This is a genomic window from Acidaminococcus sp. (assembly GCF_050873445.1).
Lineage (GTDB): Bacteria > Bacillota > Negativicutes > Acidaminococcales > Acidaminococcaceae > Acidaminococcus.
The window spans coordinates 1-26,198 of record NZ_JBNMIU010000031.1; the positions used below are offsets into that span (position 1 = coordinate 1).

Below are 26,198 nucleotides of genomic sequence, written 5' to 3' on the forward strand. Positions count from 1 at the left end.
GATACCACATACACATGATTGTGTTCAATAGGTTGGGTCTAAAATGAACACGTCAATTTTAAAGGATTCAAATTGCAGGCTGTCCAATTTTGTGGGTAGGTACTACTCTTAAAAAGTGTCCATACTTATGGGTACAGTATAAACGAAAAATGGGGTGTGAAAAAAGTGTTTTTTCACACCCCGTTTTCTGATCCGTTGGAACCTGATCAACCCTGTTCCTGGGGTCCGTGGTTATACTGCCAGCAGGACGTCTGCCCGTTCCGATGGCCGCTGCGATGGTGATGGCCGCTTTGGTCATCATATGGACATCCAACCCGGTTGTCCAAAGTTTGTACAACTGGCTGATGATAAGGCTTCACCTCGTCCGCATGGACGGCTCCCGCATGGAATATCCGGGGCCCGGCCACTGCTCCGGCCACAAAGAATACAGCGCCCATGGCAAGCATCTTTGCCTGTGTCTTCATATCCATCCTCCTTTCTCATGCTCCCGCATCCGCAAGTGTTCTCCTTCGGTTCCATTATAGCCTATTCCCGGGCAAAAAATTGTTGGGAAAATAGGAAGAAATCGGGAAGGCCTATTTCAGGCTTTCGTAAATCCGCTCCAGGTTCTCTTCCATCTGCTGCAGATAGTTTCCTTCCCCTTCTCCCCCTTCCAGGGTATGGATGGGCACTACCTTTGCGCCCACTTCCCGGGCCAGGGACTGGCTGGTCTTGGGGCTCACCGCCGCTTCGGTGAATATGGTCTTCACGCCCCGTTCCCGGCAGAATTCCACCAGGGATGCCAGCTGACGGGCATTGGGCTCACCGCTGGCAAATACGCCTTCCACGCTGCTCTGTTCCAGGCTGAAATCCCGGCACAGATAGGCAAAAGCCGCATGACCGGTGACAAAATCCTTCCGGTGCACCTGGCGGAACTTTTCCTTATAACTGCCTTCCAGCTGCTGCAGCCGGGCAATGAACCGGTCCGCATTGGCTTCGTAATAGGCCCTGTTGGCTGGGTCCGCCTGAGCCAGACCATCGGCAATGGCCCGGGCTTCCGCCTGGGCACAGGATGGGCTCAGCCAGGCATGGGGATCGTACTGGCCGTGCTCCCGGATTTCTTCTTTTTCTTCGTTCTGGATGGGCTGTACGTTTTGGGCCGCCACCACCTGGATCAGGCTGTTGTTCTCGGCAGCCTTCACCATTTCTTCCGCCCAGGGTTCCATGCCCAGTCCCTGAAGCACCAGCACCCGTGCCCGGCTCAGATCCTTCATGCTGCGGGTAGTGGGCTGGAATTCGTGAGGTTCCGTGCCCTCGGGGATCAAGGTGCGCACTTCCACCTTGTCGCCGCCAATGGCCTCGGTGATTTCCTTCATGGCATAGAAGCTGGCCACCACCGGCAGTTTTCCGTCAGCCGTTTTGTCCTGATGCCCGGACCCGCACCCGGCCATCAGGACAAGCAGGACGCAGCAGAAAATATACAATAAACGTTTCATGGGGTGTAAAATCCTTTCCTGTACATGCAAATGATTTGCATTTTCGTGAAAAATATCATATCATATAGATTACGTTCCGTCAATAAACGCGAATCATTTGCATTTGCCTTACAAACAAAAGGAGTCTGTTTTCTATGCTATCCATTTCTCATCTGACCTTTGCCTATGAGCAGGGGCCCGCTCTGCTGCGGGATCTTTCCATGGAAATTCACGACGGCGATTACGTGGCCATCGTGGGCGAAAACGGCAGCGGCAAAAGCACCCTGGTCAAGCTGATCCTGGGTCTCCTGACCCCCAGCCAGGGCACCATCCGCAGCACCTTCCGGCGTCCGGCCTACGTGCCCCAGCCCACGGACATGGTGAACAAACAGTTCCCCATTACCGTGTACGAAGTGCTGGACTACACCCGCAGGGTACTCCATATCAAGGACAAAGCAGCCACCGCCCAGACTCTGGAGCGCATGCACATCACCGATCTCCAGGATCACCTGATCGGTGCCCTGTCCGGGGGCCAGTACCAGAAGGTGATGATTGCCAAGGCGCTTTTGGGCAGCCCCGACCTGATGATCTTCGACGAACCCTCCACAGGCATGGATCTGAAGAGCCAGGACGACCTGTACCCCCTGATCCACCAGCTGAACGAACAGCAGGGCATCACCATCATCACTGTGGAACACAACCTGCGCTATGCAGCCCACCAGGCCACCAGCTTCTTCCATGTGGTCCGGGGCCAGGGCCATTTCTGCTCCCCCCACGAATACATCCAGGAATACCTGGCCGAAAACGGAGGTGTCTGCGCCCATGTTTGACTATGCTTTCATGCGGAATGCCTTTATGGTATCCGTACTGATTTCCCTGATTTGTCCCCTGATCGGCACCTTCCTGGTCCTGCGCCGTTATTCCATGATCGGCGATGCCCTGGCGCATGCGTCTCTGGCCGGGGTAGCCACAGGGCTTTTGTTCCACGCCAATCCCATTCTCAGCGCCTTCTGCCTGACCTCCTTCTTCGGGCTTCTCATCGAAGTCCTGCGGGAAAAGTTCCGGCGCTATGCGGAGCTGACCCTGGTGATCGTCCTGTCCCTGTCCGTGGGCATTGCCATCACCATCATCAGCAGCGGCCTGGTCCACGCCAATGTGGATTCCTTCCTGTTCGGCAGCATCCTCACCGTAAGCCGGGGCGAAGTGACCACGGTGGCCATTTTGACCCTGATCAGTCTGCTCACCATCTTCGGATTGTTCCCCCAGCTGGTGCTGCTGGCCTTCGATGAGGACGGTGCCCGGATTGCCGGTGTAAAAGCCCGGACCATCAATTACATTTTCTCCATCCTGGTCGCTGCCACCATCTCCGTTTCCATCCGAATTGTGGGCATCCTGGTGATCAGCTCCCTGATTGCCCTGCCGGTGGCCACCGCCCTGCAGCTGCATCAGGGATTCAAGAAGACTATGGTACTGGCCGTGGTGTTCAGCTTCATCGATGTAATGGCCGGCCTGGTCATTTCCTATTATGCAGGAGCGGCTCCCGGCGGCATTACCGCCATCGTATCCGTCCTGCTGCTCCTTCTGGTACTGTTCTGCCAGCAGCTGCAGGACAAACGGGAGGTACGCCATGCACAGCACTGAAAAACCTCTGGATGCGGCAGGCCTGATCCGCCAGACCGGCCTGAAATGCACCCCGGCTCGGGTACAGGTACTGGAGCTGCTGCTTTCCCAGCAGGAAGTGCTCAGTGCCGATGAAGTGTTCGAAAAGCTGCGCCAGCTGGGCGCCACATTGAATTTCTCCACAGTATACCGGATTTTGGAAAACTTCACGGAAAAGAAGCTGACAGAAAAGGTACTGCTGCCCCAAAGCCGGAAATACGGCTTCCTGGTATATACGTTCAGTCACACCCATCATCTGATCTGCCTGGGCTGTCATAAAGTAGTGAACCTGGACGGCTGCCCCCTCCACGGATTCGAAGAGGAGATGGCCAAAAAGAACCATTTCCAGATTGTGGGACACGCATTGGAATTATACGGCTACTGCGAAGAATGCCAAAAAAAAGGACTTCCCCGATAAAGGAAGTCCTTTTTTAGTGGTTAGTAATTAGTGGTTAGTAATTAGTGGTTAGTGATTGGTTGGTGGCTGATTTTCCGTGACTGCACCAGTCCCCATACCGGCAGCAGTACCAGATATACGGCCAGCACCACGGCTTCGTGGGGAGCGCCGGTGGTATCAAGGATGGTGGCACAGGCAATGGACCAGGGGATCAGGGGCGAAATCACCACCGCCGTGTTCTCCAGATCCAGAGCCAGCTTTTCCCGGTCCGTCACAAAGGGAGCGCACAGCTGATGGGTCAGCACGATGCTCAGGGTCTGATTGCAGGAAACCATGCCCGTAAAGAGTGCCGCCAGGATGATGGACAGGTACGTCCCCACCTTCTTCTCCAGGTTCTGGAACAGGGATTTGATGCCATCCAGCAGCCCTGTACCCTTGAAGATGCCTCCGAAAGAAGCTGACAGACACACGATGGAAGCCACCCGCAGCATGGATACGATGCCGCCTCCGCTAAGCATGCCCGCATACTGGGGATCGGACAGCCGGTATCCGGTGACCATGATCTTCAGCAGATGCCACACGGACCAGCCCTGGACGAAATGGCTCAGGGCAAAAGCGCACAGGATGCTCACCACCATGTTCTTTTTCACTGAAACCCGGAAGAAACTGAGCACCAGGATGCTCACCGCCGGCAGCACCAGCCAGGGGGTGAAATTGTACAGGTCATAGAGCCCGCTGATCATATCCCCCATCTTGCCCACACCGGGCAGGGCAAACCCCAGGGCCAGGTAGAATGCACTGGAAACGATGAAAGGCACCAGGGCGAACCGGGCCATATGGGCGATATTCCTGTAGATATCCGTCTCCGTCAGCACGCTTACCAGTAGGGCGCTGGTAGAAACCGGGCTCATACGGTCCCCGAAGTATGCCCCCGCCAGGATGGCACCACCGCTGTACAGGCCGGGCACCCCCAGGGTCTCTCCCAATGAGAGGGTGATGACCCCCATGGTGGCTGCCGTGCCGAAGGACGTCCCCAGCAGGAACGATACGGCGCAGTTCAGCCAGAACGTGAGCAGCAGGAATACACTGGGCCGGATAAACTGCACCGCCAGGGCGATGATGTAGCCGATGGTACCCGCCGCCCGCCACAAAGCTGTCAGCATGCCGATCAGCAGGAACACCAGGAAGATGGTCTTTACCGACAGCACCCCCTGCCAGGCCATGGACAGCACCTGGCGGAAGGAAAATCCCTTGTGAAGCCCGTAACCGAAGAACAGGCAGAACCCGATGGTCAGAGCTCCCAAAAGGGGCAGGCCCGTCAGGATGAACAGGAACAGGATGAGGCAGAACGCCCCCAGGATCAGATTTTCCATAAATTGAACCCCACTTCAGACAAATGGGGTGTGAAAATGCTTTTTCACACCCCGCCGCTAAGCCAGCCGATACTGGCAAAAAGACAGGAGCTGCGAAATGATTTCACAGCTCCTGTTATTATATCACGTAATCGGTGCCGGATTGAAGATACACAGATCATTGTGGAACCCATACAGGTCGCTGTAGGGTTTCTTCCGGCCGCTGGCCACATCCAGGATGAAGCGGAAGATCTGGTTCCCCACTTCAGGGATGGTGGCTTCCCCGGTAGCTACTCCGCCGGCGGAAATATCAATCAGATCGAACCATTTGTCCTTCATTTCGTTCCGGCTGCACACCTTGATGACCGGCGCAATGGCCAGGCCGTAGGGCGTACCCCGTCCGGTCATGAACACCTGCAGGCCGATGCCGGAAGCCAGCTGGCTGGGACCGCAGACGATGTCGCTGGCCGGAGTGGCTGCGTAGATCAGGCCGTGCTTCGTGGGCTTTTCAGCCGGGGACAGCACTTCCACGATAGGACTGGTCCCGCTCTTGGCAATGGAACCCATGGCTTTTTCCACAATGTTGGCCAGGCCGCCTTTCTTGTTCCCCGGAGTGGGGTTGGCATCCCGGTCCACGCCGCCTTCAGCCAGGTATTCATCATACCATTTCATCTCGCTGGCCAGTTTATCGCGCACTTCTTTATTCACGCAGCGGGCCGCCAGCATGGGGACGCCGTCCCGAACTTCCGTCACTTCGCTGAACATGACCGTGGCGCCGCCCTTCACCAGCATATCGGCTGCATAACCGGCGCTGGGGTTGGCCGTCAGCCCGGAGAAGGCATCGGAGCCGCCGCACTGCAGTCCCACGACCAGTTCGCTGAGAGGCAGTTCTTCCCGGCGGCGCTGCTCCAGCCGCTGCAATTTCTTTTCGGCCATATCCATAATGGCCTGCATCATGGCATCATGACCATGGTAATCCTGCAGGGTCAGGCAGTTGTCCGGATTGATCTCTTCCGGTTCCAGCAGCCGGTCATAGGTCAGCTTTTCGCAACCCAGGCCGATGAGCATGATCTCGCCCCCGAAATTGGGATGACGGATCAGGTTCCGCACGGCACGGATGGGGATTTTGGCCAGAGGTGCGTTGATGGCCACGCCGCAGCCATAGGGATGGTTCACGGCCACCACATCATCCACATGGGGATATTTGGGCAGCAGTTCTTTTTTGATCCGTTCCACAGCCACGTTCACTACGCCGGCCGCACACTGTACAGTAGTCACGATACCCAGCAGATTCCGGGTACCGGCAGGACCCACTTTGTTCTTATAACCCGTCCAGGTGGTTTCCGGAGGATCCGGCAGTTCATCCTTCGGTACGATATGGGTACCATAGGGTAGATCGTGGAGTGCCGGGCTTTCCGGCAGATCCAGCATATGTTCGTTGATCCAGCTGCCCTTGGGAATATCATCCTTGGCGTAGCCCAGGACCACCCCGTAGCGGATGATCTCGCCCCCTTTGGGGATATCCACCAGGGCGATCTTATGAGCCTGGGGGATGGGCTGCAGGGCAATGACGCCCGGCAGTGCTTCCGTGCCCACAGGCAGGTCATGGACGGCAATGGCTACATTGTCCTTATCCTTGACCTTGATGACAAGCGGTGCAGTCATTTGTTTGTTCCTTCCTTTCTTCAGAACCCATCACCATGCCTTCGCATGGTCCCCCGCCCCTGGAAAGGGCGGATATAAAGGAGGGTTAGATTTTCGTAATCAAGGCCCCTTCTGCATCGAACTCCAGAGGAGACGGCGTATCCAGGGCTTTTACATTGGGATACTTCCCGGCCGCCACATCCCTGTAATAGCTTTCGCTAAGCATGATGGTGCCGATATGGGAAGTATTGGGGATCCGGACCACCCGTACCTTGTCCGGAGCCCGGTCCACCCCGTTGGTGGTACGGATGCACAGCTGGATGGCTTCCTTGTCCGTAGGCACCACAAAGGGGATCATCCCCGATTTGAACACCGTGTTGGTGACGATGTTGGGGTACATGGCATCCATGTCAATCTTGTTAAACAGCCGGGCCGTAATGCAGTTGGCCAGGCCGATGCCTAAGGAATTGCCGTGGCTGGCGTCCGACAGATCCAGGAAGCAGGTCCGCTGGACCTTCAGGCCCCCGTGGGCGAACTCCGTAGAAAACGTACCTGCAATATTGGGATCCACCCCGGTACCGGAGTAGTTCTTGCCGATTTCGTCCACCACCAGCACATCCGATTCCTTCACCAGGATGGAAGGCATATTGGCAAAGGCGAATTTCAGCCATTTGGCTTCCTCCTCAATCAGATTGGGAGTATCGATGGCCACGATCCGGCAGGTTTCATCATAGGCGTTCTCGATGCAGGGGATGGCAAACAGGATGGGTGCCTTTTCCAGGAATACCTTCGCCATGGAAGGGATATGCTCGGCAATCCTGCCCATACCGTCGGCGTGGACGTTCTCCGCCCCCTTCTGCTTGCCCAGGCCCACGGCCATCATCTTGCAGGGACCGCTCTCCACCTTGCCCCGAAAGGCATTGTGGGGTTTCAGACGACAGGAAATGATGATGCCGTCCGCCTCGTAGGCGTTCTTGTCCATGTACACCGGGCGGCCGCTGTCCGACTGACCCAGGTACACCGTTTCCATAGAACTGAGGATGGGACAGCCCATGGCTTCTTCCGTGATGCCGTACCCGTGCAGGATTTCCAGCTGCCCTTCTGCAGTAGCGCCGCCGTGGCTGCCCATGGCCGGTACGATGAAGGGCTTCGCCCCCCGCCGCCTGCAGAAATCCACCACCGCTCTGGTGATGATGTCCACGTTGGCCACACCCCGGCTGCCCGCCGTGATGGCAATGCGCATATCCGGCTGGACTTTGCTCACAAAAGGTTCCCGGCTCAGTTCCTCGTTCACAACCCCCGGAATGCTTTCCGGCGGCAATACCGGACGGGGGAAAGTCTGGCTGCACCGGAACATCCGGGGCAGGGGCACATCGGCCAGCAGCTGGGAAACCACACCGCCCCGACTGGTTATTTTCATGAAGGTCACTCCTCTCCTTCAGATTTTTCTGATACATTTATTGTAACGGAAGGGAAACTATAAATCAAATTCATGGTTTTTAGTATTTTTCTTAAATAATTTAAGGAGTGTGGGAAGAATTCTCACACTCCTTGTCATACGTCATACGCCAATAGTGGCCTGGTGCCTTATCCAAACGTCTTCTCCGCATACTCCGTCAGTTCGGCCCGGAAGTCGGGATGAGCCACAGCAATCATGGCTTTTGCCCGGTCCTTCAGGGACAGGCCGGTCAGATGGGCCACGCCGTATTCCGTAGCCACATTCTGGATCAGGGCACGAGGCCCGGAAATGGCGCTACCTGCAGGGATGGCCGGCAGGATGTTGGAATGACGCACACCCTTCTTGTCCACCCGGGAAGATTCGATGCAGATGTATCCGGCGCCGCCCCGGGAAAGGAAGGCCCCTTCCAGGAAGTCCAGCTGGCCGCCCACACCGGACAGCTGCCGGGTGCCTACAGATTCGGCGTTTTCCTGGCCCATCAGATCCAGCTGCACACCGCCGTTGATGCTGATGTAGTTGGAGATCTTTTCCATCACCCGGGGATTGTGTACGTATTCCGCGTCCGCCGGATAGAACAGGTCCGGATGTTCCTGCAGCCAGTCATACAGTTCCTGAGAACCGCTGGCCAGGTTCCAGGTGCTGCGGCCGGTCTGGACTTCCTTTTTGGCGTTGGTCAGCTTGCCTGCCTTGTACAGGGCCAGGAAAGCGTCGCTGATGGTGCCGGTGTGGCAGCCCAGGTCTTCCTTGTCACTTTTGGCCAGCAGCTGGGCAATGGTGAAGGGAATGGTGCCCACACCCAGAGACAGGGTCGCCCCATTGGGGATCTCTGCCACCACGTTCCGGGCAATCTGAAGATCCGCTTCACTGGGAGTGCGGTAACCGGAAGTGCACAGAGGCCCGTGCTCCCCTTCCATGATGACATCAGCTTCGTCCAGGCTTACCCGGTGGGAACCGTCCACACCCTGCAGGGTGGGCATATGCTCGTTGATTTCAAACACTACGGTACGGGCCTTTTCCATGATGGCTCTCCAGCCGTAGCTGGCCAGACCCAGGCCGCAGTAACCATTTTCGTCCGGTTTGGAAACCGGGATCACAGCCACATCCACTTTCAGGTAGTCCCGGTACATTTCCGGCAGCAGCCGCAGCAGCATGGGTACGAAGCTCAGCCGTTTCTGGGTGAACATTTTCCGTTCGTAGGCGCCCAGGTGCCAGCTGTAGTAGTGGAAATGCTTCATTTCCGGGTCGCAGTCCACCGTGTGGATGACGGGCCGATATACCAGGCCGCCCCGGATCTTGACGTCCGTCAGTTCGTCCCGGCGTGCGGCCAGGGCTTCATCGAACAGTTCGGGGAACCCGTTGCCGAAGCCAAAGTCCACCCAGTCGCCGTTTTTGACCACCTTGGCAGCTTCCGCCGGAGTCATGATCTTATTGCGATATTTTTCCAGCATAAAATATATTCCTCCTTCTACAGGCGCACCAGAGGGGGCGCCCCTACACTACAGCAAACCTCTGCGGGTTTACCAGGCGGGATCGCTGCGCGACCCTTGGTAAACCTAATCGTATCATCGATAAGGCACCGCCGGAGCGTGCCAGGACCGGCGTCAGCCGTGTTGCCCGGTACGTCCGCCACGATGGACCATAAACATTATAAACGCCGGAACCCTCGTTGGCAAAAGGGTCCCGGCGTCATCATAGAGGGGTATGGTTTATTTCTTTTTTGGAGTCGTTTCACACAATTATTTGGTGAGATGGAAGGAAAAGCCTCCGATATCTCCGTCCAGGTAGACGAAGATGACTTTTCCGTCAGCATCCCGGCGGATGGTATCTTCCTTAAAGGAGATCCCCTTCTTCGCCAGGTCCGCCATGGCCAGCTCCACATCTGGAGTCTGCAGAGCGATATGGCCATATTTGCCGCGGGCGCTGTCCTTCATCACTTCGAACATGTTGGAAACAAAGATGTGCGTGTCATTTTCGTTTCCCGGTTCCAGGTCGAACAGACTGCATAAGAGGGATACCAGCTGTTTGGCCTCTTTCTCGTCGGCACAGTTGATGCCGACATGTTTCAGGGTATACTTGATTTTTTCTGCCATGATTTGCCTCCTTAGGGTCATGGGAAGCGGCTGTTATGGGAACCGCTTCCCGTTTCCTTTATTCTACATGAAGGACGGCACCTTTGTCAGCAGAAGAAACCAGAGCTGCATATTTTTTCAGCAGCGGGGATGTGGCTTTCACCACCGGTTTGAAATGCTTTTTCCGTTCCGCCAGCTCTTCATCGGATACATCCACCTTCAGCACCCGGTTGGGGATGTCGATGTGGATGATGTCCCCGTCTTCCACCAGCCCGATAGGACCGCCGGCAGCCGCTTCCGGAGAAACGTGGCCGATACATGGCCCACGGGTGGAACCGGAGAAGCGCCCGTCCGTAACCAGAGCGGTGCTTTCATCCATGCCGCGTCCTACCAGGAGAGCCGTCACCAGGTACATTTCCCGCATGCCGGGACCGCCTTTAGGGCCTTCATACCGCAGTACGATGACCGTACCCGGTTCAATTTCGCCGGCTTCGATGGCTTTGATGGAATCTTCCATGCTGTCGAACACCCGGGCTTTACCGGTGAACACATGCATGTTGGGTTTCACGCCGCTGGCCTTGACCACAGCCCCGTCAGGAGCCAGGTTCCCCCGCAGGATGGCGATTCCGCCTTCCTTGTTCTTGGGTTTGCTCCGGGGGAAGATCACATCGTTTTCCACCAGAGGCTGGGCTGCGATGTTCTCTTTCAGGGTATGGCCGGTAACGGTGATATGGTCATCCAGTTTGTCTTCGATGGCCTTCAGTACCGCAGGGATGCCGCCGTTGTCGTGGAGTACGCCCACCGCATACTGGCCGGAGGGGCGCAGGTTGCACAGGTACGGGACTTCCCGGCTGATCCGGTCGAAGTCTTCCAGGGTCAGTTCCACATGGGCTTCATGGGCAATGGCCATCAGATGCAGCACCGAGTTGGTGGAAGCACCCAGGGCCATGACGGCCTTGACAGCATCCAGCAGTGCCGTACGGGTCAGGATCTGATCCGTAGTGATACCTTCCTTGACCATGGCCACGATCCGCTTGCCGCTGGCCCGGGCCAGTCTCCGTTTTTCAGAAGAAACAGCCGGAGACGTGCCCATCCGGGGCAGAGTCAGCCCCAGCACTTCGGCCAGGCAGCTCATGGTGTTGGCCGTGCCCATCATGGAGCAGGAACCCACCGTAGGCAGGGAAGCCATTTCCATCTTCCGCAGTTCTTCGTAGCTCATCTTGCCTACCTGATACTGGCCCACGAATTCACGCAGGTTGCTCAGGCAGATGTTGTTATACCCGTCGCAGTGGCCGGCGATCATGGGGCCGCCGGTAACAATGATGGCAGGAATCTTCATCCGGGCGGCTGCCAGGATCATCCCGGGGACGATCTTATCGCAGCTGGCCAGCATCACCACAGCATCCAGCTGGTTGCCCTGGACTACAGCTTCTACCGAGTCGGCAATGATTTCCCGGCTGGGCAGGGAGTAGCGCATGCCGCTGTGGCCCTGGCACAGGCCATCGCACAGGGCGATGGTGTCGAATTCCCGGGGGATTCCCCCGGCTTCCAGGATGCCGTCGCTGACATCCCGGGCCAGTTCCCGCAGATGGATATGGCCGGGTACCAATTCACTGAAGGAATTGGCAATCCCGATGATGGGTTTCCGGAAATCGTCCTCTTCCAGGCCCATGCTGTACAGCAGTGCCCGGTTGCCGCTCCGGCCAACCCCGTTGACCATGATTCCACTGCGGTTGTCCTTGTAATGCAATTCTTTTCCGCTCATGGAGTTTTACCTCAATTCAATCCAATTCATTTGACGAGTTGCTGTCCGCCAGCCACTCATCACTTTGTCTTATTCCAGTGTCAGCCCTTTTTCAAAAGCCTTCCGGTTGCTGTCGATGACCTTCTGTTTGCCGGCGAACCGTTTTTCGATGCCTTTGACTACGCTTTCCGGCTGTAGCAGACCCGTCTTCTTCATCATAGCCCCCAGGGCGATGAAGTTGGCACTCTGGATGCTGCCCAGTTCCACAGCCAGTTTCCGGAAAGGATGGCCGATCTGGGTGCCTTTGGAACCTTCCTTGGGCTTCACTTCATCGGAATCATAGAACACCAGGGTATCATCGGTGAACTTGTCCACATACCGGTCATAGGCAACCTGGGCCAGGCACAGGATCAGATCCGGCACTTCTACGTTGGGATAGCCTACGATGCCGTCACTCAGGACCACATCGGTCTTGGTGAAGGTGCCCCGGGCTTCAGCCCCGTAGGAAGCACTCATGGTGGCATTGATATTTTCTTCGTTCAGGGAGGCCAGCCCCATGACTTCGCCCACGGAGACTACGCCCTGGCCGCCCACACCGGACAATACGATTTCTTTTTTCATAACTTAACCCTCGATTCTGTTGGCATCGATGATGCGCTTGTAGCTGGTGTAGTAGTCGTCCCGCGGTTCATTCTTCAGGCAGCCGACCACGATCTTGCCCTTCAGTTCCTCGTCGCTCATCTTGGCAGCCTGGGCCACAGTGACGCTCTGTTCATTCATCAGCTGCATCATATGGGAAACGGCGCCCAGTTTGTTGAACTTGCCGAAGTGGGTGGGGCAGGCGCTCATGACTTCGATCAGAGAAAAGCCTTTGACCTGCATGCCTTCCTTGATCAGCTTCCGCATCATGATGGGGTTGTAGGCAGTAGCCCGGCCCACATAGGAAGCCCCGGCCGCAATGGCCAGCTTGCACACATCGAAATTTTGTTCGATATGGCCGTAGGGAGAGGTCTGGGTAATGCTGTGGGTAGGCGTGGTGCCGGAATACTGGCCGCCGGTCTGCCCGTAGTTGTAGTTGTTGGAGATGATGGCCGTCACGTTGATGTTCCGGCGGGCGGCGTGGATCAAGTGGTTGCCGCCGATGGTGGTACCATCGCCGTCACCCATGGTGCACAGTACATGCAGATCCGGGTTGCCCAGGGCTACGCCGGTGGCAGCTGCCAGGGCACGGCCGTGAGTCACGTGCATGCAGTTGATATCCAGATAGTCATCTACACGGCCGAAGCAGCCGATACCGGAAACCAGGGCGATATCGTGCTTGTCCAGGCCCAGTTCTGCCAGCACGGAGGCGATGGACTGCAGCACGATGCCGTGGCTGCAACCGGCACACCAGGTGTGGGGCAGTTTGTCGAACAGCATATAGTCTTTATAGGATTTCATCATCTTTCACTCTCCTCATAAACATCCACGATCTGCTGCGGGGTGATCAGGATCCCGTCGGTACGGTTGGCTTGCAGTACTTTGCAGCCGTAATCGTTGTACTTCCGTACTTCGCCGGCCAGCTGGCCCAGGTTCAGTTCAGGGACGATCACCGTCTTGGCCTGCTGCAGGGCAGCCCGGATTTCTTTTTCCGGCATGGGCCATACGGTCACCAGCTGCAGCAGTCCGGCTTTGACGCCTTTCTTCCGCAGGATTTCAATGGCGCTCAGGGAGCTCCGGACGGAGCAGCCGAAGGAGATCAGGACCATATCCGCATCATCCATCTGGTATTTCCGGGTGATGGTGATGTCATCCACATGTTTTTCGATCTTGTCCACCAGGTAATGGGTTACCCGGTTGATGTTTTCCGGAGAGGGGCAGAATTCGCCTTTTTCATCGTGGGTGGAACCGGTGGTCCGCATCAGCAGGTTCCGGTCGCCTACGCCCACCATGGGAGCCACTTCCGTGCCGCTGTAATCATAGGGGTGGAAGTCGGCCTGGTTCGTAGTGGCCGGAGCTTTCCGATCCACGATTTCGTCCGCTTCCGGCTGACGGATGGTCAGGGTTTCCCGCAGGTGCCCCACCACTTCATCGGCCAGGAAAATCACCGGGGTACGATATTTTTCAGCCAGGTTGAAAGCGGTGATGGACAGGTCATAGCAGTCCTGTACGGAAGAAGGGCTGAGAGCGATGATGCTGTGATCCCCATGGGTCCCGTACCGGGCCTGCATCAGATCGCCCTGGGCCGGTTTCGTAGCAGCACCGGTGGACGGGCCGCTGCGCTGTACGTTATACAGGACGCAGGGCAGTTCACTCATAATGCCCAGACCCAGGTTTTCCTGCATCAGGGAGAAGCCCGGGCCGCTGGTAGCGGTGAAGGCTTTCTTCCCAGCCAGGGAAGCACCCAGCAGAGCAGCCATGGAACTCAGTTCGTCTTCCATCTGGATGTAGATGCCGCCATGGCGGGGCAGTTCCTTGGCAGCGGCCTTGGCCACTTCAGAACTGGGGGAAATGGGGTAACCGGCGAAGAACCGGGCCCCGGCAGCGATGGCGCCGGCGGTCATCGCTTCATTGCCTTCCATGAATTTCTTTTCTACCTTAGCCATACTTATTTGACCTCCACTTCAATTGCAAAATCAGGGCAGCGCAGAGCGCACAGTTTGCAGCCGATGCAGGCATCCGGGTGTGCCACCTTCGGATAGCTGCCATAGCTCTGTTCCAGTACCTGTTTCGGGCACAGGGCGGAGCAGATGCCGCACTGCTTGCACAGTTTGTCATTGATGTTGATGGTAATTTCTTTACTCATTGTCGATCCTCCCATTTTCCTTCGCCAGCCGTGCTGGCATCCTTCGGCCAGAGACCAGAAACAGTCCTCAGCCTTTTTTCGGATGGTTGATGATGTATTTGGGTTCCCGCCCGTTCAGGAGATCGTCGATAGCGTGGGCACAGTTCATGGCCACAGCTTCGATGGCTTCTTTCGTCAGGGCTGCCGTGTGCGGACAGCCGATGTAGTTGGGCAGGCTGAACAGCGGCATATCCGGGCTGGGCGGTTCGGTTTCGAACACGTCGGCGCCGGCAGCAGCGATTCTGTGATCCTTCAGGGCCTCATATACGGCCTTTTCATCCCAGATGGCGCCCCGGGATACATTCAGGAGGACAGCCGTGGGTTTCATGTGAGAGATGGCTTCCGCGTCAATGATGTGGAAGGTACCCTTGTTCAACGGCAGATGCGGCGATACCACATCCGCCCGTTCCATCATTTCATCCAGGGTATCAGTGAATTCCACCCATTCGGGGAACTTGCTCCGGTCCACAAACTTGTCGTAGACCAGGATCTTCATCTGGAATCCGTAGTGAGCGATCTTTACGGCTTCCCAGCCGATGGGCCCGATGCCGATGCTGCCGAAGGTCTTGTACCGGGCTTCATGGGTCGGGATACCATCCCGGCTCTTCCAGTTGCCCTTGCGGATTTCCTGGTTGAACTGAGGAATGGCCCGCAGGCAGGAAAGCATCAGGGTAATGGCATGCTCGGCCACGGAATAGGTGTTGCACCCCCGGGCCAGGGTCACTGTCACGTTCTTTTCGTCACAGGCGGCCAGGTCGATATTTTCATACCCAATACCGTACCGGGCGATGATTTTCAGGTTCTTGGCAGCACCGATCACGTTTTTTGTGTATTTTTCCGTCCGGGCGATGACGGCATCCACATCGGCGATGGCTTTCTCCAGAGAAGCCTCGTCCGTAGCTTCCGGGCTGACCAGCTCGTAGCCCTGGGCCGTCAGGAAATCCCGGGCAACCTGTTTCAGTGCCTTGGGAACCAGGATCTTATACATTTCATACCCCTCCTATACAAACTCCTGTGTTACTCGATTTCCGGGGAAAAGCCCCTGGGGAAAACAGAGGAGCAGTTCCTCTGTCTTTCCCAGAGGTCTGTGGAATCACAGACCCCCTTTTTGCGGGCGCACCAGGCGGGATCGCTCTGCGACCCTTGGTCCGCCCCTACGGATTGCAATCGTACCATGCAAGTATTTTCGTAGGGGCTTACCAAGACCGGCCACAGGCCGTGTCGCCCGGTAAGTCCGCTCGCAGGTTTATCAGATAAAGTACTGCGCCACCAGAAGTTCCAGCAGGCCCGTAACGGCCATGATCATGGAAACAGCGGTCTTGCATTCCAGCTGTTCTTTCAGGTCGCTGACACCGAACATACCGTTCCAGACCCAGAACCCGGAGTCGGTGAAGTACCCGAAGGAAATGGCACCTACGCAGCAGGACAGAGCCATGAGCAACGGGCTGATGGTCAGCTGCCCCATCAGCGGCATGGTCAGGGAAGCAGCGGTTACGATGGCAACCGTTGCAGACCCCAGGCAGATCCGCATGAGAGCGGCGATGCAGAACGGAATCAATACTGCGGGGATCGGCCAGGAAACCACCATCTGGCCCAGTACCGCACCAATGCCGGAAGCCCGTACCACATAACCCAGGGAGCCGCCCACACCGGTGATCAGCATGATGATACCCGTATCTTTAATGCCGTCATCCATCATTTTCAGCACTTCTTTGGTATCCCGGTTGGGAACCAGGCCGTAGATGGAAATCAGACATCCAATGAGCAGAGCCACAATGGGACTGCCCAGCAGGGCTACCACAGAATAGAAGGACGTGGCCTTATCGATGCCCACCAGGTCCAGCACAGTCTTGGTCAGGATCAGTGCCAGAGGCAGGACGATGGGAGCTGCGGAAATCCACAGAGGCGGCAGATCAGTCCGGTTCAGGAACTGATCCAGCATTTCGGTGGAAGCCAGTTTCACCTGTTCGCCCTGGACCGGGCGGATATATTCGCCCTCTTCATTGACGACCTGATAGATTTTCTTGCCGATCCATTTGCAGTAAGGGACGATGACCAGCAGCATGGGGATGCTGAGGATCGTACCACCGGCGATCATCTGGCCCACATCGATACCCAGCATGCCGGCTGCAGTCAGAGGACCAGGAGTAGGCGGTACCAGTACGTGGGTCAGCTGCAGGCCGCAGGCCAGGGACAGGCCCAGGCCGATGACCGATTTACCGGTAACCCGGGAAATTGCTTTACACAGAGGGCACAGCATGACGACAGCCGAATCGGCGAACACGGGGATGGAAACCACCCATCCGGTTACGCCCAGGGCCCATTCTTCGTTGCCCTTGCCCACCAGTTTGATGAAGCTCACAGCCAGCTTTTCAGCAGCCCCGGATTTTTCCAGGATGGCGCCCATCATGACGCCCAGCCCGATGATGATACCGGTACTGGACAGGGTGTTGCCGAAGCCGGTGCTGATGGCGTTGATGACGCCCACGGTAGTCTTGCCCCCGACTTTCACCGTCAGGATGGGCATGCCGCCGATGATGCCCGTAATCAGGGCTGCGATCAGCAGAGCGATGAAACTGTGTACTTTGGTCTTGGCGACCAGGATGATCATGACCAGGATGCCCAGGCCAAGGCCCAGGACCATCCGAGTAGATTCTGCCATTTTTATTCCTCCAGTTTCTCCTTACGAGTTATTGCTTACCGTACCAGGCAGGGAGATTTTGCATCGAATTTCCAGCCGGGGATCAGATACTGCATGGTCACAGCATCGTTCCGCACGCCCAGGCAGTGTTTCTTGTACAGTTCATGGGCTTTCAGGACCTGTTCCATATCCACTTCCACGCCCAGACCCGGTTTATCCGGAACCTTGATGCCGCCGTCTTTGATCTGCAGCGGTTCCTTGGTCAGCCGTTCCCGGCCTTCCTGCCAGATCCAGTGCGTATCCATGGCATTGTAGAAGCCCGGTACAGCGGCCCCTACCTGGACGCACATGGCCAGGGAGATGTCGAAGTGGTTGTTGGAGTGGCTGCCCCAGGTATAACCGAATTCATGGCACATCTGGGCTACCCGCACGGACCCGTTCATGGTCCAGAAGTGGGGGTCAGCCAGGATAATGTCCACAGCCTGGCTTTCCAGGGAGTGGCTCACTTGCCGCCAGTCGGTGGCAATCATGTTGGTCGCCGTGGGGAACCCGGTGCGGCGGCGGAATTCGCTCATGATCTCACGGCCGGAGTACACGCCTTCAGCGCCGCAGGGATCTTCGCAGTAAGTCAGGATGCCGTGCATGTCGGAAACGTATTTCACAGCGTCATCCAGCTTCCAGGCCCCGTTGGGATCCAGGTCCATGCGGGCATCCGGGAAAGCTTTCTTCATGGCCTTGATGACCTTCATTTCTTCATCGCCGCGCAGCACGCCGCCTTTCAGTTTGAAGTCCTTGAAGCCGTATTTTTCCTTGGCGGCTTTGCACAGAGCCACAACACTTTCAGCATCCAGGGCTTCTTCATTCCGCAGACGGTACCATTCGCAGTCGGAGTCTTCTTCATGGTCATAGGGCAGATCCGTCTTGTTCCGGTCGCCCACGAAGAACAGGTAACCCAGGAACCGGACGAAATCCCGCTGCTGGCCGCCGCCCAGCAGACGGCATACCGGCATATCCAGGAACTTGCCCAGAAGGTCCAGACAGGGGGCTTCGATGGCGGTCATCACATGGACGCCGGTCCGCAGGTCGAAGGTCTGGTTGCCCCGGACATCTTCCTCACCGCTCTGGTCCAGATGGGCCTTCACAGCCAGCAGGGTGTTCCGGTAATCGGAAATCTTGGTGCCGACCACAATGTCCTTTACGTCTTCCAGGGCATTGGTGATCTTGGGGCCGCCGGGGACTTCGCCCACCCCGGTGTTCCCTTCAGAATCGGTCAGGATGACCACGTTACGGGTAAAGTAGGGAGCATGGGCACCGCTCAGGTTCAGCAGCATGCTGTCCTTGCCGGCAACCGGGTAAACTTCCATTTTGGTGATTACGGGTGTCATTGTATGTATCCTCCTTGATAAACCAACCATTTCCCAACAATGTCAAGGCCTTCGACGCTCCGGGCTTTCGCTGAAATTGCGCATTTTCAGTCTTTTGTGAATAGCGCCCAGATTCAATGTTTGACTTTATTGTAATTTTCATGCTATTATAAATCAAATTGTTATTTTTTAGTTGCTTACTTAGTTTTACTTAGAGGTGCATGGAATATGGACGTCAAACAGATCGAGTACATCGTAAAGATTGCAGAAACCGGCAGTATCACAAAGGCCGCAGAGCAGCTGTTCATCACCCAGTCCGCCCTGAACCAACAGTTACTGAAACTGGAACAGTCCCTGGGGGTGAAATTATTCATGCGGCACAAGCACGACATGACCCCCACCGAAGCCGGAAAAGTCTATCTGAAGTACGGGCAGCACATGCTCCAGGAAAAGCGGGAGGCTTATACCATCATCAATGATATGAGCCAGAACAACGTGGGAAAGCTGTACTTCACCTTCGCCCGGGAACGGGGCATCGATATGTTCTGCTCCACCTATTCCGTATTCCACCAGAAGTTCCCCGGCATCATCCTGGAACCCCATGAGATGCTGGCCCAGCAGCAGATGGCCCGGATCAGCCAGGGATATGTGGATCTGGGACTGGTGACCGTAGCGGACGAGGATAAATTGCCCGGGCTGGAATACGAACTCATCCGGAAAGAACCCATGATCCTGGCCGTGCCCCGCAGCACACCCCAGGCCGCCTCTGCCGCCAGGCCGGGCACCCCGCTGGAGGACCTGCCGGTAGCCGATCTGAAGCAGTTCCGGGACCTGCCCTTCGTCCTGATCTTCGAACGGTCCACCATGCGCCGGATCATCGACAAGATCTTTCGCCAGCACCACTTCAACCCCTATGTCCTGTTCGAATCTGCCAGCATCCGGACCCTGGAGACCATGGTGAAGACGGACCTGGCCTGCACCATCGTCAGCGCCAACTACTACAAATTCCAGGACAAGATTGCCTATTACCGGCTGCCCGGCGACCCCCAGTGGGAACTGGACATTGTATACAAAAAAAAAGCTTACCTGAGTAAGCCCATGCTCTATTACAAAGAATTAATGCAGCGGTACTTCCGGGAAAAATCGCCGCTGATCACCCGGAAACTCCTGACAAAAACCGGGGTGTGAAAAAATCTTTTTTCACACCCCGGTACTGATTTCCAATCTCCAACCCCTGGCCACTGATTCCTGACCACCAGCTCCTGCTCACTTCTCTCTCTTTTCTTTCGTCCACCGGTTCGCGATGACTGTAATGCAGCAGGCCACCAGGGCCGAAACGAACATGCACAGGGCAAAGCCCGCCATATTGTTGGACAGGGTGGGCGCCACGATGCTGGGCACGTAGGCCGTACCCCGCACGTTGAAGTACCCTACGCACACGCCCCCTGCCCCGGCGGCGATGATGGCCCCTGCCATCACCACTTTATTGGAAAACATGAAGGGATACGCCGCTTCCACGAAGGTCCCGAAGGCCATGTTGATGAACAGGCCGGGGATGGCCAGGGCCCGGTCGTCCTTCCGCCGGGGAGCCAGGATATTGGCTGCCATGATGCCGGCGGACACCATCACCAGTCCCACCATATCGATGGCACCCAGGAACGAGTTCCCGGTCTTTTCCATTTCCAGCAGGATAATTGGCAAAATGGCTGCATGGTACATGCCCCCCATGATGGCCGGCCAAATCAGCAGTCCGGCAATGCCGCCGCAGAGCATGGGATGGATGGCAAAGGCCCAGTCGATCACATAGCGGATGCCGTTGCCCACCGCATCCGCCAGAGGAGCGATGAACAGGTAGATCAGAAGGCCCGACGCAAGGCCTGCAATGCCTCCGGCCACAATGTTGGCCGTAGTAGCCGGGAAATTCAGCTTCAGGCATTTCAACAGCAGGTACTGCACCAGGATGCCGGCCAGGATACCCCCGATGATGCCTCCAATCAGACCGCCCTTCACGGACAGGATGCCGGTGACCACCCCGGCCACGATGGCCACATCCCCCATGCCGGAAACCTGTTTGGCAGCCACGGTGGCTACGATCACCGGCAGGGCATCGATCATCACGTTGAAGATCTTCTCAAAGTATGCCAGTCCCGGCACCTTGCTGAGGATTAGGGTCAGAGCCATGGCAATGAAGCCGGGCAGGGAGGCCATCAGGATGCCCCGCACGCTGATCCGGCTCAGCAGGCTGGTCTTTTCACCCGCATCCCCGGTGGCAACGCCCCCGTTCATGGCCGGCCGGTAGTCCAGCTTCCAGTACTTTGCCAGGGCGAATACATTGGCAATGGCCCGTGTCCGGTTCGTCGTGCCGGTGGTGCCGGAAACGGCCACCACTGTGAGCCCCATGCTTTCCGCCAGGGCCATGGACGTACCCCCGGTACCGGTGGCCGCCAGCTTCTTGCCAGCAGCCGCCTGCATGGCCCGGGCGTTGGCTCCCTTGGGGTCACAGCTGGCCAGGATCAGGCCGTCCACCTTGTCTTCGTCGATGAGTCCGGCGATCCGTCCATCTTCCAGTACGGCTTCCCTGTTCACTTCTTCCAGCGTGCCCCGGAAAATCACCTGGAGCTTCGTCCCGTCCCAGGTCCACAGGGCCGCTTTCGTATCGGGCTTTGCCGTATCCATGGATGCCTCTGCCGCAATGAATTGGACAGCGGCCAGAGTGATGCCCGCCGCCTGGATCTGGCGGACCAGTTCGCCCAGTAAAGAAGCGGGATCCTTCCCGCCCAGATTGTACAGATTGCCGCCGCTGCTCCCCAGGATTGCCACTGCCTTTGTCATAAGCCATTCCCCCTCAGAATGTGAAACGGTCCGCCTTGCACAGCCGGACCGTTTGGTTTTTTCTTTATTGCTTTACTCTGCTAGTGTACTAAAATATCACAAGTATGTCAATGGGGGTGTGAAAAATGCTTTTCCACACCCCCATTGTGCAGCAATCAGCAAAGCTTAATAGGCTGCCACAGTGCCATCTGTACGGGGTTCCGTGGCGCCGGCCAGGACGCCGTCCTTCGTCCGCCAGATGATCTGACCCCGGCCAAAAGTGCTCCGGTCCTGTTTCACCACGATCTCGTGGCCCCGCTCCCGCAGCCCTTCCACGATTTCTGGTGCCACCTGGGCTTCCACTTCCACCTTCTTCCCTTCGATCCACTGCCACCGGGGCGCATCCAGCGCCGCCTGGGGATTCATGTGGAAATCGATGGTATTCAGCATCATCTGCAGATGCCCCTGGGGCTGCATGAATCCGCCCATGACCCCGAAAGGCCCTACAGCCTCTCCGTCCTTCGTCAGGAATCCGGGAATGATGGTATGGTAGGGCTTCTTCCCCGGCGCCAGGCAGTTGTCCATGGCAGGATCCAGGCTGAAGTTGTTCCCCCGGTCGTTCAGAGCGATGCCCGTGCCCGGAATCACGATGCCGGATCCGAAGCCCCGGAAATTGCTCTGGATGAAGGAGACCATATTCCCTTCCCCGTCCGCCGTGCACAGGTATACCGTGCCGCCGCTGAAGGGCTTGCCGCAGGTGGGCAGGATGGCCTTCTCACCAATGAGCTTCCGCCGCTCATCGGCATAGGCATCGCTGAGCATGTCCTCTACCTTCGTCTTCATGTACCGGGGATCCGCCACATACTGACGGGCATCGGAGAAAGCCAGCTTCATGGCTTCAATCTGTTTGTGATAGCTGTCCACCGTTTCCCGGTGTTCCAGATGGAACCCCTTCATGATGTTGAGGGCCATCAGGGCCGTGATACCGTGGCCGTTGGGCGGGATTTCCCACACGTCATAGCCCCGGTAATCCGTCCGGATGGGCTGCACCCATTCTGCCCGGTAGGCTGCCAGGTCTTCCCTGCGCAGATAGCCCCCGGTCTTCCGGCTGAAAGCATCCATCTGTTCTGCCAGATTGCCCCGGTAGAAATCTTCTCCATAGCTGGCCGCCAGTTTTTCCAGGGTTTCCGCATGGTCCGGCAGGGTCACCGTCTCACCCACCTGGGGAGCCCATCCCAGAGTCAGGAACGTGTCAAACCAGCCCTGGAAAGCCGGATTTCCCTTAAAGGGCGTGAACAGATCCTCTCCAGCCTGCCACAGTTTCTGAATGGTGGGCGATACCGGATATCCTTCCCGGGCATACTGGATGGCCGGTTCGAACAGTTTTGCAAAAGGCAGCCGGCCGAACCTTTTGTGCAGCTCCGCCCAGGCCGACACCGCCCCGGGGATGGTCACCGGGATCCAGCCCCGCTGGGGCATCTCCTTATGGCCTGCTGCCAGCACTTTCTCCCGGGTGAGAAGCGCCGGAGCGTAGCCGCTGCCGTTCAGGCCGTACAGTTTCCCTCCGGCCCACACCAGGGCAAAGGCATCACTGCCCAGCCCATTGCAGTTGGGTTCCACCACCGTCAGGCAGATGGCCGTGGCAATGGCCGCATCCACCGCATTGCCCCCTGCAAGCAGCATCCGCAGCCCTGCCTGGGCCGCCAAAGGCTGCCCCGTACAGACCATCCCGTTGCGGGCATAGACCACCCGCCGGCGGGACGCATAAGGATATTCCGTTCCATTCCATTGCACCGTCATCCAACCAGCTCCTTCATTCAAGATGGTTCCATTATAAGGCAGGATAGGGAAAAAGGATAGAGGGAGGGATGGTGAGTAGTGGTTAAGTGGTTAATGGGTTAATGGGTTAATGGGTTAGTGGGTAGGGAATAGTGAGTGTTCCCTTAACTTTTGCATATATTTTTATTGACATCACCTTTCCGCAATGCTACAATTTTGTTTATTGTTTTCTTTGATAACAGTATATATTGTTATCTATAGTCTTCTGGATAGACACGTTTTGTTCTTTCAGAATTTACTTTTTTGGAGGGGATTTGTTTATGACCATGTGGACCGCTTTATTCATCGTCCTGGCCATCTTTGCCTTTGGGGACATTGTTTCCCAATTGACCAGAGCCCGGCTTTCTTCTTTGTTCGTCATCATGATGACGTTCCTGGTATTGTTCCTGTTCAAGGTCATTCCGCCGGACATCATCAAACAGGCCGGCCTTACCACCCTGGGGCCCATTTCCATGGTCATGCTGCTGTTCAACATGGGCACCACCATCGACCTAGCCCTGCTGAAGCATGAATGGCGCTCCGTAGCCGCCAGCTGCCTGTCCATGGCTATTGCCGTAGCCGCCTGCCTGCTGATCATTCCGCTGATCGGCCGTGCCAATGCCCTGGTAGCCGCCCCCGTCATCAACGGCGGCATCATCGCCACCACCACCATGGTAAAAGCCGCCACTGATCAGGGCCTGACCATTACCGCCGCCCTGGCTGCCTTTCTGTATGCCACCCAGAAATTCGTGGGCACCCTGCCCGCTTCCTACTTTGGGCTAAAGGCCGCCGGCCGCTATGTGGAAGAATTCCGGCAGCTGAAAAAAGAAGACCCCGCCTTCTCCCTGGACAGCAGCGCCGGCCCGGAAGAAGAGAAAAATCCTTCCTTTGCGGAACGGAATACCCGCCGGTTCACCATCTACATCAGCCTTGCCATTGCGGCCGGTGCCGCCTGCCTGGGCGTCATCGGCGGCAAACTGACCCATAACTGGGTGGGCCTGTTCCTGTGGTGCATGATCCTGGGCATGGTGGCCCGGAACCTGGGACTGGTGCCCGCCAACATCCTCAAGAAAAACGCCAACGCCAGCGGTTTCTTCATTTTCGGCGCTCTGACCGCCATCGTTCCTTCCCTGGCCAAGGTGGATTTCAGCATGCTGGGCCAGCTGGGCTTTCTGGTCGTTTCCGTCTTCGTCGTCACCGTAGCCGGCATCATCCTGGCCTTCAAGATTCTGCCCCTGTGGAAGATCGTGGGTGACAAGGACCTGTGTATCGGCATCGCCATGTGCCAGATGATCGGCTATCCGGGTACCCAGCTGATCAGCGAGGAGATTTCCAAGACCGTGGGACAGACCCCGGAAGAAATCGACTATCTGGAAAAACGCATCGGTACCGCCTACGTAATTTCCGGTTTCACTTCTGTAACCGTGCTTTCCATTGTGGTAGCCACCATCATGGCCAAGATTCTGTAATACAGATAGGAGGTCCTTTTCATGGATATCATCGAAGAGTTCAAACAACTGGTACAAATCGACTCTGCCTCCGGCAGGGAACAGGCCATTGCCGGCGTCCTGAAAGAGAAGCTTACAGCCCTTGGCTTCGATGTACAGGACGATGGGGCAGGTTCTACTTTTGGTGGCAACACAGGAAACCTGATTGCCGTAAAAGAAGGGACCCGTGATGGATCCATTCTGTTTTGCAGTCACATGGACCGGGTGGCCAACGGTTGTCACATCCATCCCAGACAACAGGACGGCAAGCTCGTTTCCGACGGCAGCACCATCCTGGCCGCCGATGATGTAAGCGGACTGTGCGCCATCCTGGACGGGGTGCGCCGGGCACTGGCCTCCGAAAAGCCCTGTCCCCGTCTGGAAATCGCCTTCACCGTAGGCGAGGAATCCGGCTTGTGGGGCGGCCGTGTCCTGGACCTGAGTCAGTTCCAGAGCCCGTTCTGCTTCGTCATCGACAGCCCGGGCACCATCGGTCGGCTGATCAACGGGGCCCCCGGCCTGGCCAAGCTCCAGGTAGAAGTAGAAGGCAGGGCCGCCCACGCCGGTAATGAACCGGAAAAAGGCATCAACGCCGCCCATATCCTGTGCCATATCCTGGATACCCTCCGGGATGGCCGCCTGGACGAAGAGACCGTATCCAACTTCCCCTTGCTGGGCACCGGCAACGATGCCACCAATGTGGTGTGTGCCAAAGCCTGGGCCAAAGGGGAGAGCCGCAGCCGCAGCCGGGAAAAACTGCAGCACTACATCGACTATTTCCAGGAGCACTGCCAAAAAGCCGCCACAGGCACCGGCGCCCACGTAACCACCCGGACTGACCTGTCCTTCGAGCCCTTTCTGATCGACGAAAAAGCCCCCGTGCTCCAGACCGCCATACGAGCCCTGAAAAGACTGGGTATCCAGCCCCGAATCGAGCAGGGCGGCGGCGGCATGGACGCCAACATCTACAACGCCAAAGGCTTGCCCTCCATCGGCATCGCCACGGGCTATACGAAGAACCATACCACCGAGGAAAGCCTGGATCTGGACAGCTTCCAGAAAAGTGGTCTTCTAATCCAGGCATTGATTGACGAAGCGTAGAAGCGAATCGAAGATACGCCCCATACAGACCAGGGACGGGTTTACCGGGCGACACGGCTTCGCCGGTCTTGGTAAAGCCCCTACGCAGCAACTTCGGATAAAAGAAAAAAGGTTCTTTGTCAAATGTTGGGGCGAATTTCAAATCATCCACCATTCATGGACGTGAGCATTTTTGCTTACGTCCATCTTTAATTTAGTTTTACCTTAGACAACAGTAATATCCTTCCTCGAAATCGTTTACAGTTCTTGAAGCCGAAGGCGATTCGTTTTAAAACTTTTATCTTGTTATTCATTCCTTCTGTAAATCCATTTGAAAAGGGCTGGGTGAGTCCTTCTAGAATCTCATTTTCCCAGTCTTTAAATGTCTTTAGAAC

The 26,198-nt window shown here is 56.8% G+C and carries 24 protein-coding genes; 6 read left to right on the top strand and 18 right to left on the bottom strand.

Going from position 1 to position 26,198, the window contains the following annotated elements; genetic code table 11:
- Window positions 1–206: 206 nt before the first annotated feature.
- Window positions 207–464, bottom strand: a complete 258-nt coding sequence (locus ACR0QW_RS06620) for a hypothetical protein (RefSeq protein WP_432642919.1) — start codon at window positions 462–464, stop codon at window positions 207–209.
- A gap of 111 nt (window positions 465–575) precedes the next feature.
- Window positions 576–1,475 carry a metal ABC transporter substrate-binding protein gene (locus ACR0QW_RS06625; RefSeq protein ID WP_432642920.1) on the bottom strand — a complete coding sequence of 300 codons (900 nt, stop codon included), beginning with the start codon at window positions 1,473–1,475 and terminating at the stop codon, window positions 576–578.
- A gap of 134 nt (window positions 1,476–1,609) precedes the next feature.
- Here ACR0QW_RS06625 and ACR0QW_RS06630 point away from each other — a divergent pair, with 134 nt between their 5' ends.
- Genes ACR0QW_RS06630 through ACR0QW_RS06640 form a run of 3 tightly spaced genes read left to right on the top strand, consistent with a single transcriptional unit; the run spans window position 1,610 to window position 3,531 of the window.
- Window positions 1,610–2,284: a metal ABC transporter ATP-binding protein gene (locus tag ACR0QW_RS06630; protein ID WP_432642921.1), complete on the top strand. Its 675-nt coding sequence runs from the start codon at window positions 1,610–1,612 to the stop codon at window positions 2,282–2,284.
- A complete protein-coding gene (locus tag ACR0QW_RS06635; RefSeq protein WP_432642922.1) occupies window positions 2,277–3,095 on the top strand; it encodes a metal ABC transporter permease in 819 nt (272 codons plus the stop codon). The genes ACR0QW_RS06630 and ACR0QW_RS06635 overlap by 8 nt, the downstream gene beginning before the upstream one ends.
- Window positions 3,082–3,531, top strand: coding sequence for a Fur family transcriptional regulator (locus ACR0QW_RS06640; RefSeq protein ID WP_432642923.1), 450 nt, complete (start codon window positions 3,082–3,084; stop codon window positions 3,529–3,531). Before ACR0QW_RS06635 ends, ACR0QW_RS06640 begins: the two co-directional genes overlap by 14 nt.
- Window positions 3,532–3,572: 41 nt before the next feature.
- Here the strand turns inward: ACR0QW_RS06640 and ACR0QW_RS06645 are convergent, their stop codons facing one another.
- The 13 genes from ACR0QW_RS06645 to ACR0QW_RS06705 form a co-directional block, all read right to left on the bottom strand.
- Window positions 3,573–4,883 carry a Na+/H+ antiporter NhaC family protein gene (locus ACR0QW_RS06645; protein ID WP_432642924.1) on the bottom strand — a complete coding sequence of 437 codons (1,311 nt, stop codon included), beginning with the start codon at window positions 4,881–4,883 and terminating at the stop codon, window positions 3,573–3,575.
- A gap of 123 nt (window positions 4,884–5,006) precedes the next feature.
- Window positions 5,007–6,527: a galactarate dehydratase gene (garD, locus tag ACR0QW_RS06650; RefSeq protein WP_432642925.1), complete on the bottom strand. Its 1,521-nt coding sequence runs from the start codon at window positions 6,525–6,527 to the stop codon at window positions 5,007–5,009.
- A gap of 85 nt (window positions 6,528–6,612) precedes the next feature.
- Window positions 6,613–7,926: a lactate racemase domain-containing protein gene (locus tag ACR0QW_RS06655; protein WP_432642926.1), complete on the bottom strand. Its 1,314-nt coding sequence runs from the start codon at window positions 7,924–7,926 to the stop codon at window positions 6,613–6,615.
- 167 nt (window positions 7,927–8,093) lie between these two features.
- Window positions 8,094–9,413: an acetyl-CoA hydrolase/transferase family protein gene (locus ACR0QW_RS06660; protein ID WP_432642927.1), complete on the bottom strand. Its 1,320-nt coding sequence runs from the start codon at window positions 9,411–9,413 to the stop codon at window positions 8,094–8,096.
- A 288-nt stretch (window positions 9,414–9,701) separates the two neighbouring features.
- A complete protein-coding gene (locus ACR0QW_RS06665) occupies window positions 9,702–10,055 on the bottom strand; it encodes a VOC family protein (RefSeq protein WP_432642928.1) in 354 nt (117 codons plus the stop codon).
- A gap of 58 nt (window positions 10,056–10,113) precedes the next feature.
- Window positions 10,114–11,799: a dihydroxy-acid dehydratase gene (gene ilvD / locus ACR0QW_RS06670; protein ID WP_432642929.1), complete on the bottom strand. Its 1,686-nt coding sequence runs from the start codon at window positions 11,797–11,799 to the stop codon at window positions 10,114–10,116.
- Between the two features lie 69 nt (window positions 11,800–11,868).
- Window positions 11,869–12,399, bottom strand: coding sequence for a 2-oxoacid:acceptor oxidoreductase family protein (locus tag ACR0QW_RS06675; protein WP_432642930.1), 531 nt, complete (start codon window positions 12,397–12,399; stop codon window positions 11,869–11,871).
- A gap of 3 nt (window positions 12,400–12,402) precedes the next feature.
- Window positions 12,403–13,218 (bottom strand): thiamine pyrophosphate-dependent enzyme, encoded by an 816-nt coding sequence (locus tag ACR0QW_RS06680; RefSeq protein ID WP_432642942.1) that lies wholly within the window; start codon window positions 13,216–13,218, stop codon window positions 12,403–12,405.
- Window positions 13,218–14,363: a 2-oxoacid:acceptor oxidoreductase subunit alpha gene (locus ACR0QW_RS06685; RefSeq protein ID WP_432642931.1), complete on the bottom strand. Its 1,146-nt coding sequence runs from the start codon at window positions 14,361–14,363 to the stop codon at window positions 13,218–13,220. The genes ACR0QW_RS06680 and ACR0QW_RS06685 overlap by 1 nt, the downstream gene beginning before the upstream one ends.
- 2 nt (window positions 14,364–14,365) lie before the next feature.
- Window positions 14,366–14,563: a 4Fe-4S binding protein gene (locus tag ACR0QW_RS06690; RefSeq protein WP_432642932.1), complete on the bottom strand. Its 198-nt coding sequence runs from the start codon at window positions 14,561–14,563 to the stop codon at window positions 14,366–14,368.
- 67 nt (window positions 14,564–14,630) lie between these two features.
- Window positions 14,631–15,590, bottom strand: a complete 960-nt coding sequence (locus tag ACR0QW_RS06695; protein ID WP_432642933.1) for a hydroxyacid dehydrogenase — start codon at window positions 15,588–15,590, stop codon at window positions 14,631–14,633.
- Between the two features lie 261 nt (window positions 15,591–15,851).
- On the bottom strand, window positions 15,852–17,264 hold the full coding sequence (locus ACR0QW_RS06700) for a GntP family permease (RefSeq protein ID WP_432642934.1): 1,413 nt from the start codon (window positions 17,262–17,264) through the stop codon (window positions 15,852–15,854).
- Between the two features lie 35 nt (window positions 17,265–17,299).
- Complete coding sequence (locus tag ACR0QW_RS06705; protein WP_432642935.1) at window positions 17,300–18,628, bottom strand: enolase C-terminal domain-like protein; 1,329 nt, start codon at window positions 18,626–18,628, stop codon at window positions 17,300–17,302.
- 207 nt (window positions 18,629–18,835) lie between these two features.
- On the opposite strand from ACR0QW_RS06705, the gene ACR0QW_RS06710 reads away from it, so the two are divergent.
- On the top strand, window positions 18,836–19,795 hold the full coding sequence (locus ACR0QW_RS06710; RefSeq protein ID WP_432642936.1) for a LysR family transcriptional regulator: 960 nt from the start codon (window positions 18,836–18,838) through the stop codon (window positions 19,793–19,795).
- A 78-nt stretch (window positions 19,796–19,873) separates the two neighbouring features.
- Here the strand turns inward: ACR0QW_RS06710 and ACR0QW_RS06715 are convergent, their stop codons facing one another.
- The gene (locus tag ACR0QW_RS06715; protein WP_432642937.1) at window positions 19,874–21,439 is read right to left on the bottom strand and encodes a PTS sugar transporter; all 1,566 of its coding nucleotides are present in this window, start codon (window positions 21,437–21,439) and stop codon (window positions 19,874–19,876) included.
- A 165-nt stretch (window positions 21,440–21,604) separates the two neighbouring features.
- A complete protein-coding gene (locus tag ACR0QW_RS06720) occupies window positions 21,605–23,218 on the bottom strand; it encodes a gamma-glutamyltransferase family protein (protein ID WP_432642938.1) in 1,614 nt (537 codons plus the stop codon).
- A 299-nt stretch (window positions 23,219–23,517) separates the two neighbouring features.
- Here ACR0QW_RS06720 and ACR0QW_RS06725 point away from each other — a divergent pair, with 299 nt between their 5' ends.
- On the top strand, window positions 23,518–24,705 hold the full coding sequence (locus ACR0QW_RS06725; protein ID WP_432642939.1) for a hypothetical protein: 1,188 nt from the start codon (window positions 23,518–23,520) through the stop codon (window positions 24,703–24,705).
- 21 nt (window positions 24,706–24,726) lie between these two features.
- A complete protein-coding gene (locus ACR0QW_RS06730) occupies window positions 24,727–25,824 on the top strand; it encodes a M20/M25/M40 family metallo-hydrolase (RefSeq protein WP_432642940.1) in 1,098 nt (365 codons plus the stop codon).
- 188 nt (window positions 25,825–26,012) lie between these two features.
- On the opposite strand, the gene ACR0QW_RS06735 is transcribed toward ACR0QW_RS06730, so the two are convergent.
- A partial coding sequence (locus ACR0QW_RS06735) for a transposase (protein WP_432642941.1) occupies window positions 26,013–26,198 on the bottom strand: 186 nt, incomplete at its 5' end.

What these genes read in the sequence shown, in the direction of transcription:
- ACR0QW_RS06700 (WP_432642934.1), bottom strand. Translation starts at nt 17,264, where the DNA reads ATGGCAGAATCTACTCGGATGGTCCTGGGCCTTGGCCTGGGCATCCTG.
- ACR0QW_RS06715 (WP_432642937.1), bottom strand. Translation starts at nt 21,439, where the DNA reads ATGACAAAGGCAGTGGCAATCCTGGGGAGCAGCGGCGGCAATCTGTAC.
- ACR0QW_RS06680 (WP_432642942.1), bottom strand. Translation starts at nt 13,218, where the DNA reads ATGAAATCCTATAAAGACTATATGCTGTTCGACAAACTGCCCCACACC.
- ilvD (WP_432642929.1), bottom strand. Translation starts at nt 11,799, where the DNA reads ATGAGCGGAAAAGAATTGCATTACAAGGACAACCGCAGTGGAATCATG.
- garD (WP_432642925.1), bottom strand. Translation starts at nt 6,527, where the DNA reads ATGACTGCACCGCTTGTCATCAAGGTCAAGGATAAGGACAATGTAGCC.
- ACR0QW_RS06695 (WP_432642933.1), bottom strand. Translation starts at nt 15,590, where the DNA reads ATGTATAAGATCCTGGTTCCCAAGGCACTGAAACAGGTTGCCCGGGAT.
- ACR0QW_RS06675 (WP_432642930.1), bottom strand. Translation starts at nt 12,399, where the DNA reads ATGAAAAAAGAAATCGTATTGTCCGGTGTGGGCGGCCAGGGCGTAGTC.
- ACR0QW_RS06620 (WP_432642919.1), bottom strand. Translation starts at nt 464, where the DNA reads ATGAAGACACAGGCAAAGATGCTTGCCATGGGCGCTGTATTCTTTGTG.
- ACR0QW_RS06655 (WP_432642926.1), bottom strand. Translation starts at nt 7,926, where the DNA reads ATGAAAATAACCAGTCGGGGCGGTGTGGTTTCCCAGCTGCTGGCCGAT.
- ACR0QW_RS06660 (WP_432642927.1), bottom strand. Translation starts at nt 9,413, where the DNA reads ATGCTGGAAAAATATCGCAATAAGATCATGACTCCGGCGGAAGCTGCC.
- ACR0QW_RS06665 (WP_432642928.1), bottom strand. Translation starts at nt 10,055, where the DNA reads ATGGCAGAAAAAATCAAGTATACCCTGAAACATGTCGGCATCAACTGT.
- ACR0QW_RS06690 (WP_432642932.1), bottom strand. Translation starts at nt 14,563, where the DNA reads ATGAGTAAAGAAATTACCATCAACATCAATGACAAACTGTGCAAGCAG.
- ACR0QW_RS06730 (WP_432642940.1), top strand. Translation starts at nt 24,727, where the DNA reads ATGGATATCATCGAAGAGTTCAAACAACTGGTACAAATCGACTCTGCC.
- ACR0QW_RS06705 (WP_432642935.1), bottom strand. Translation starts at nt 18,628, where the DNA reads ATGACACCCGTAATCACCAAAATGGAAGTTTACCCGGTTGCCGGCAAG.
- ACR0QW_RS06720 (WP_432642938.1), bottom strand. Translation starts at nt 23,218, where the DNA reads ATGACGGTGCAATGGAATGGAACGGAATATCCTTATGCGTCCCGCCGG.
- ACR0QW_RS06630 (WP_432642921.1), top strand. Translation starts at nt 1,610, where the DNA reads ATGCTATCCATTTCTCATCTGACCTTTGCCTATGAGCAGGGGCCCGCT.
- ACR0QW_RS06625 (WP_432642920.1), bottom strand. Translation starts at nt 1,475, where the DNA reads ATGAAACGTTTATTGTATATTTTCTGCTGCGTCCTGCTTGTCCTGATG.
- ACR0QW_RS06635 (WP_432642922.1), top strand. Translation starts at nt 2,277, where the DNA reads ATGTTTGACTATGCTTTCATGCGGAATGCCTTTATGGTATCCGTACTG.
- ACR0QW_RS06645 (WP_432642924.1), bottom strand. Translation starts at nt 4,883, where the DNA reads ATGGAAAATCTGATCCTGGGGGCGTTCTGCCTCATCCTGTTCCTGTTC.
- ACR0QW_RS06710 (WP_432642936.1), top strand. Translation starts at nt 18,836, where the DNA reads ATGGACGTCAAACAGATCGAGTACATCGTAAAGATTGCAGAAACCGGC.
- ACR0QW_RS06725 (WP_432642939.1), top strand. Translation starts at nt 23,518, where the DNA reads ATGACCATGTGGACCGCTTTATTCATCGTCCTGGCCATCTTTGCCTTT.
- ACR0QW_RS06640 (WP_432642923.1), top strand. Translation starts at nt 3,082, where the DNA reads ATGCACAGCACTGAAAAACCTCTGGATGCGGCAGGCCTGATCCGCCAG.
- ACR0QW_RS06685 (WP_432642931.1), bottom strand. Translation starts at nt 14,363, where the DNA reads ATGGCTAAGGTAGAAAAGAAATTCATGGAAGGCAATGAAGCGATGACC.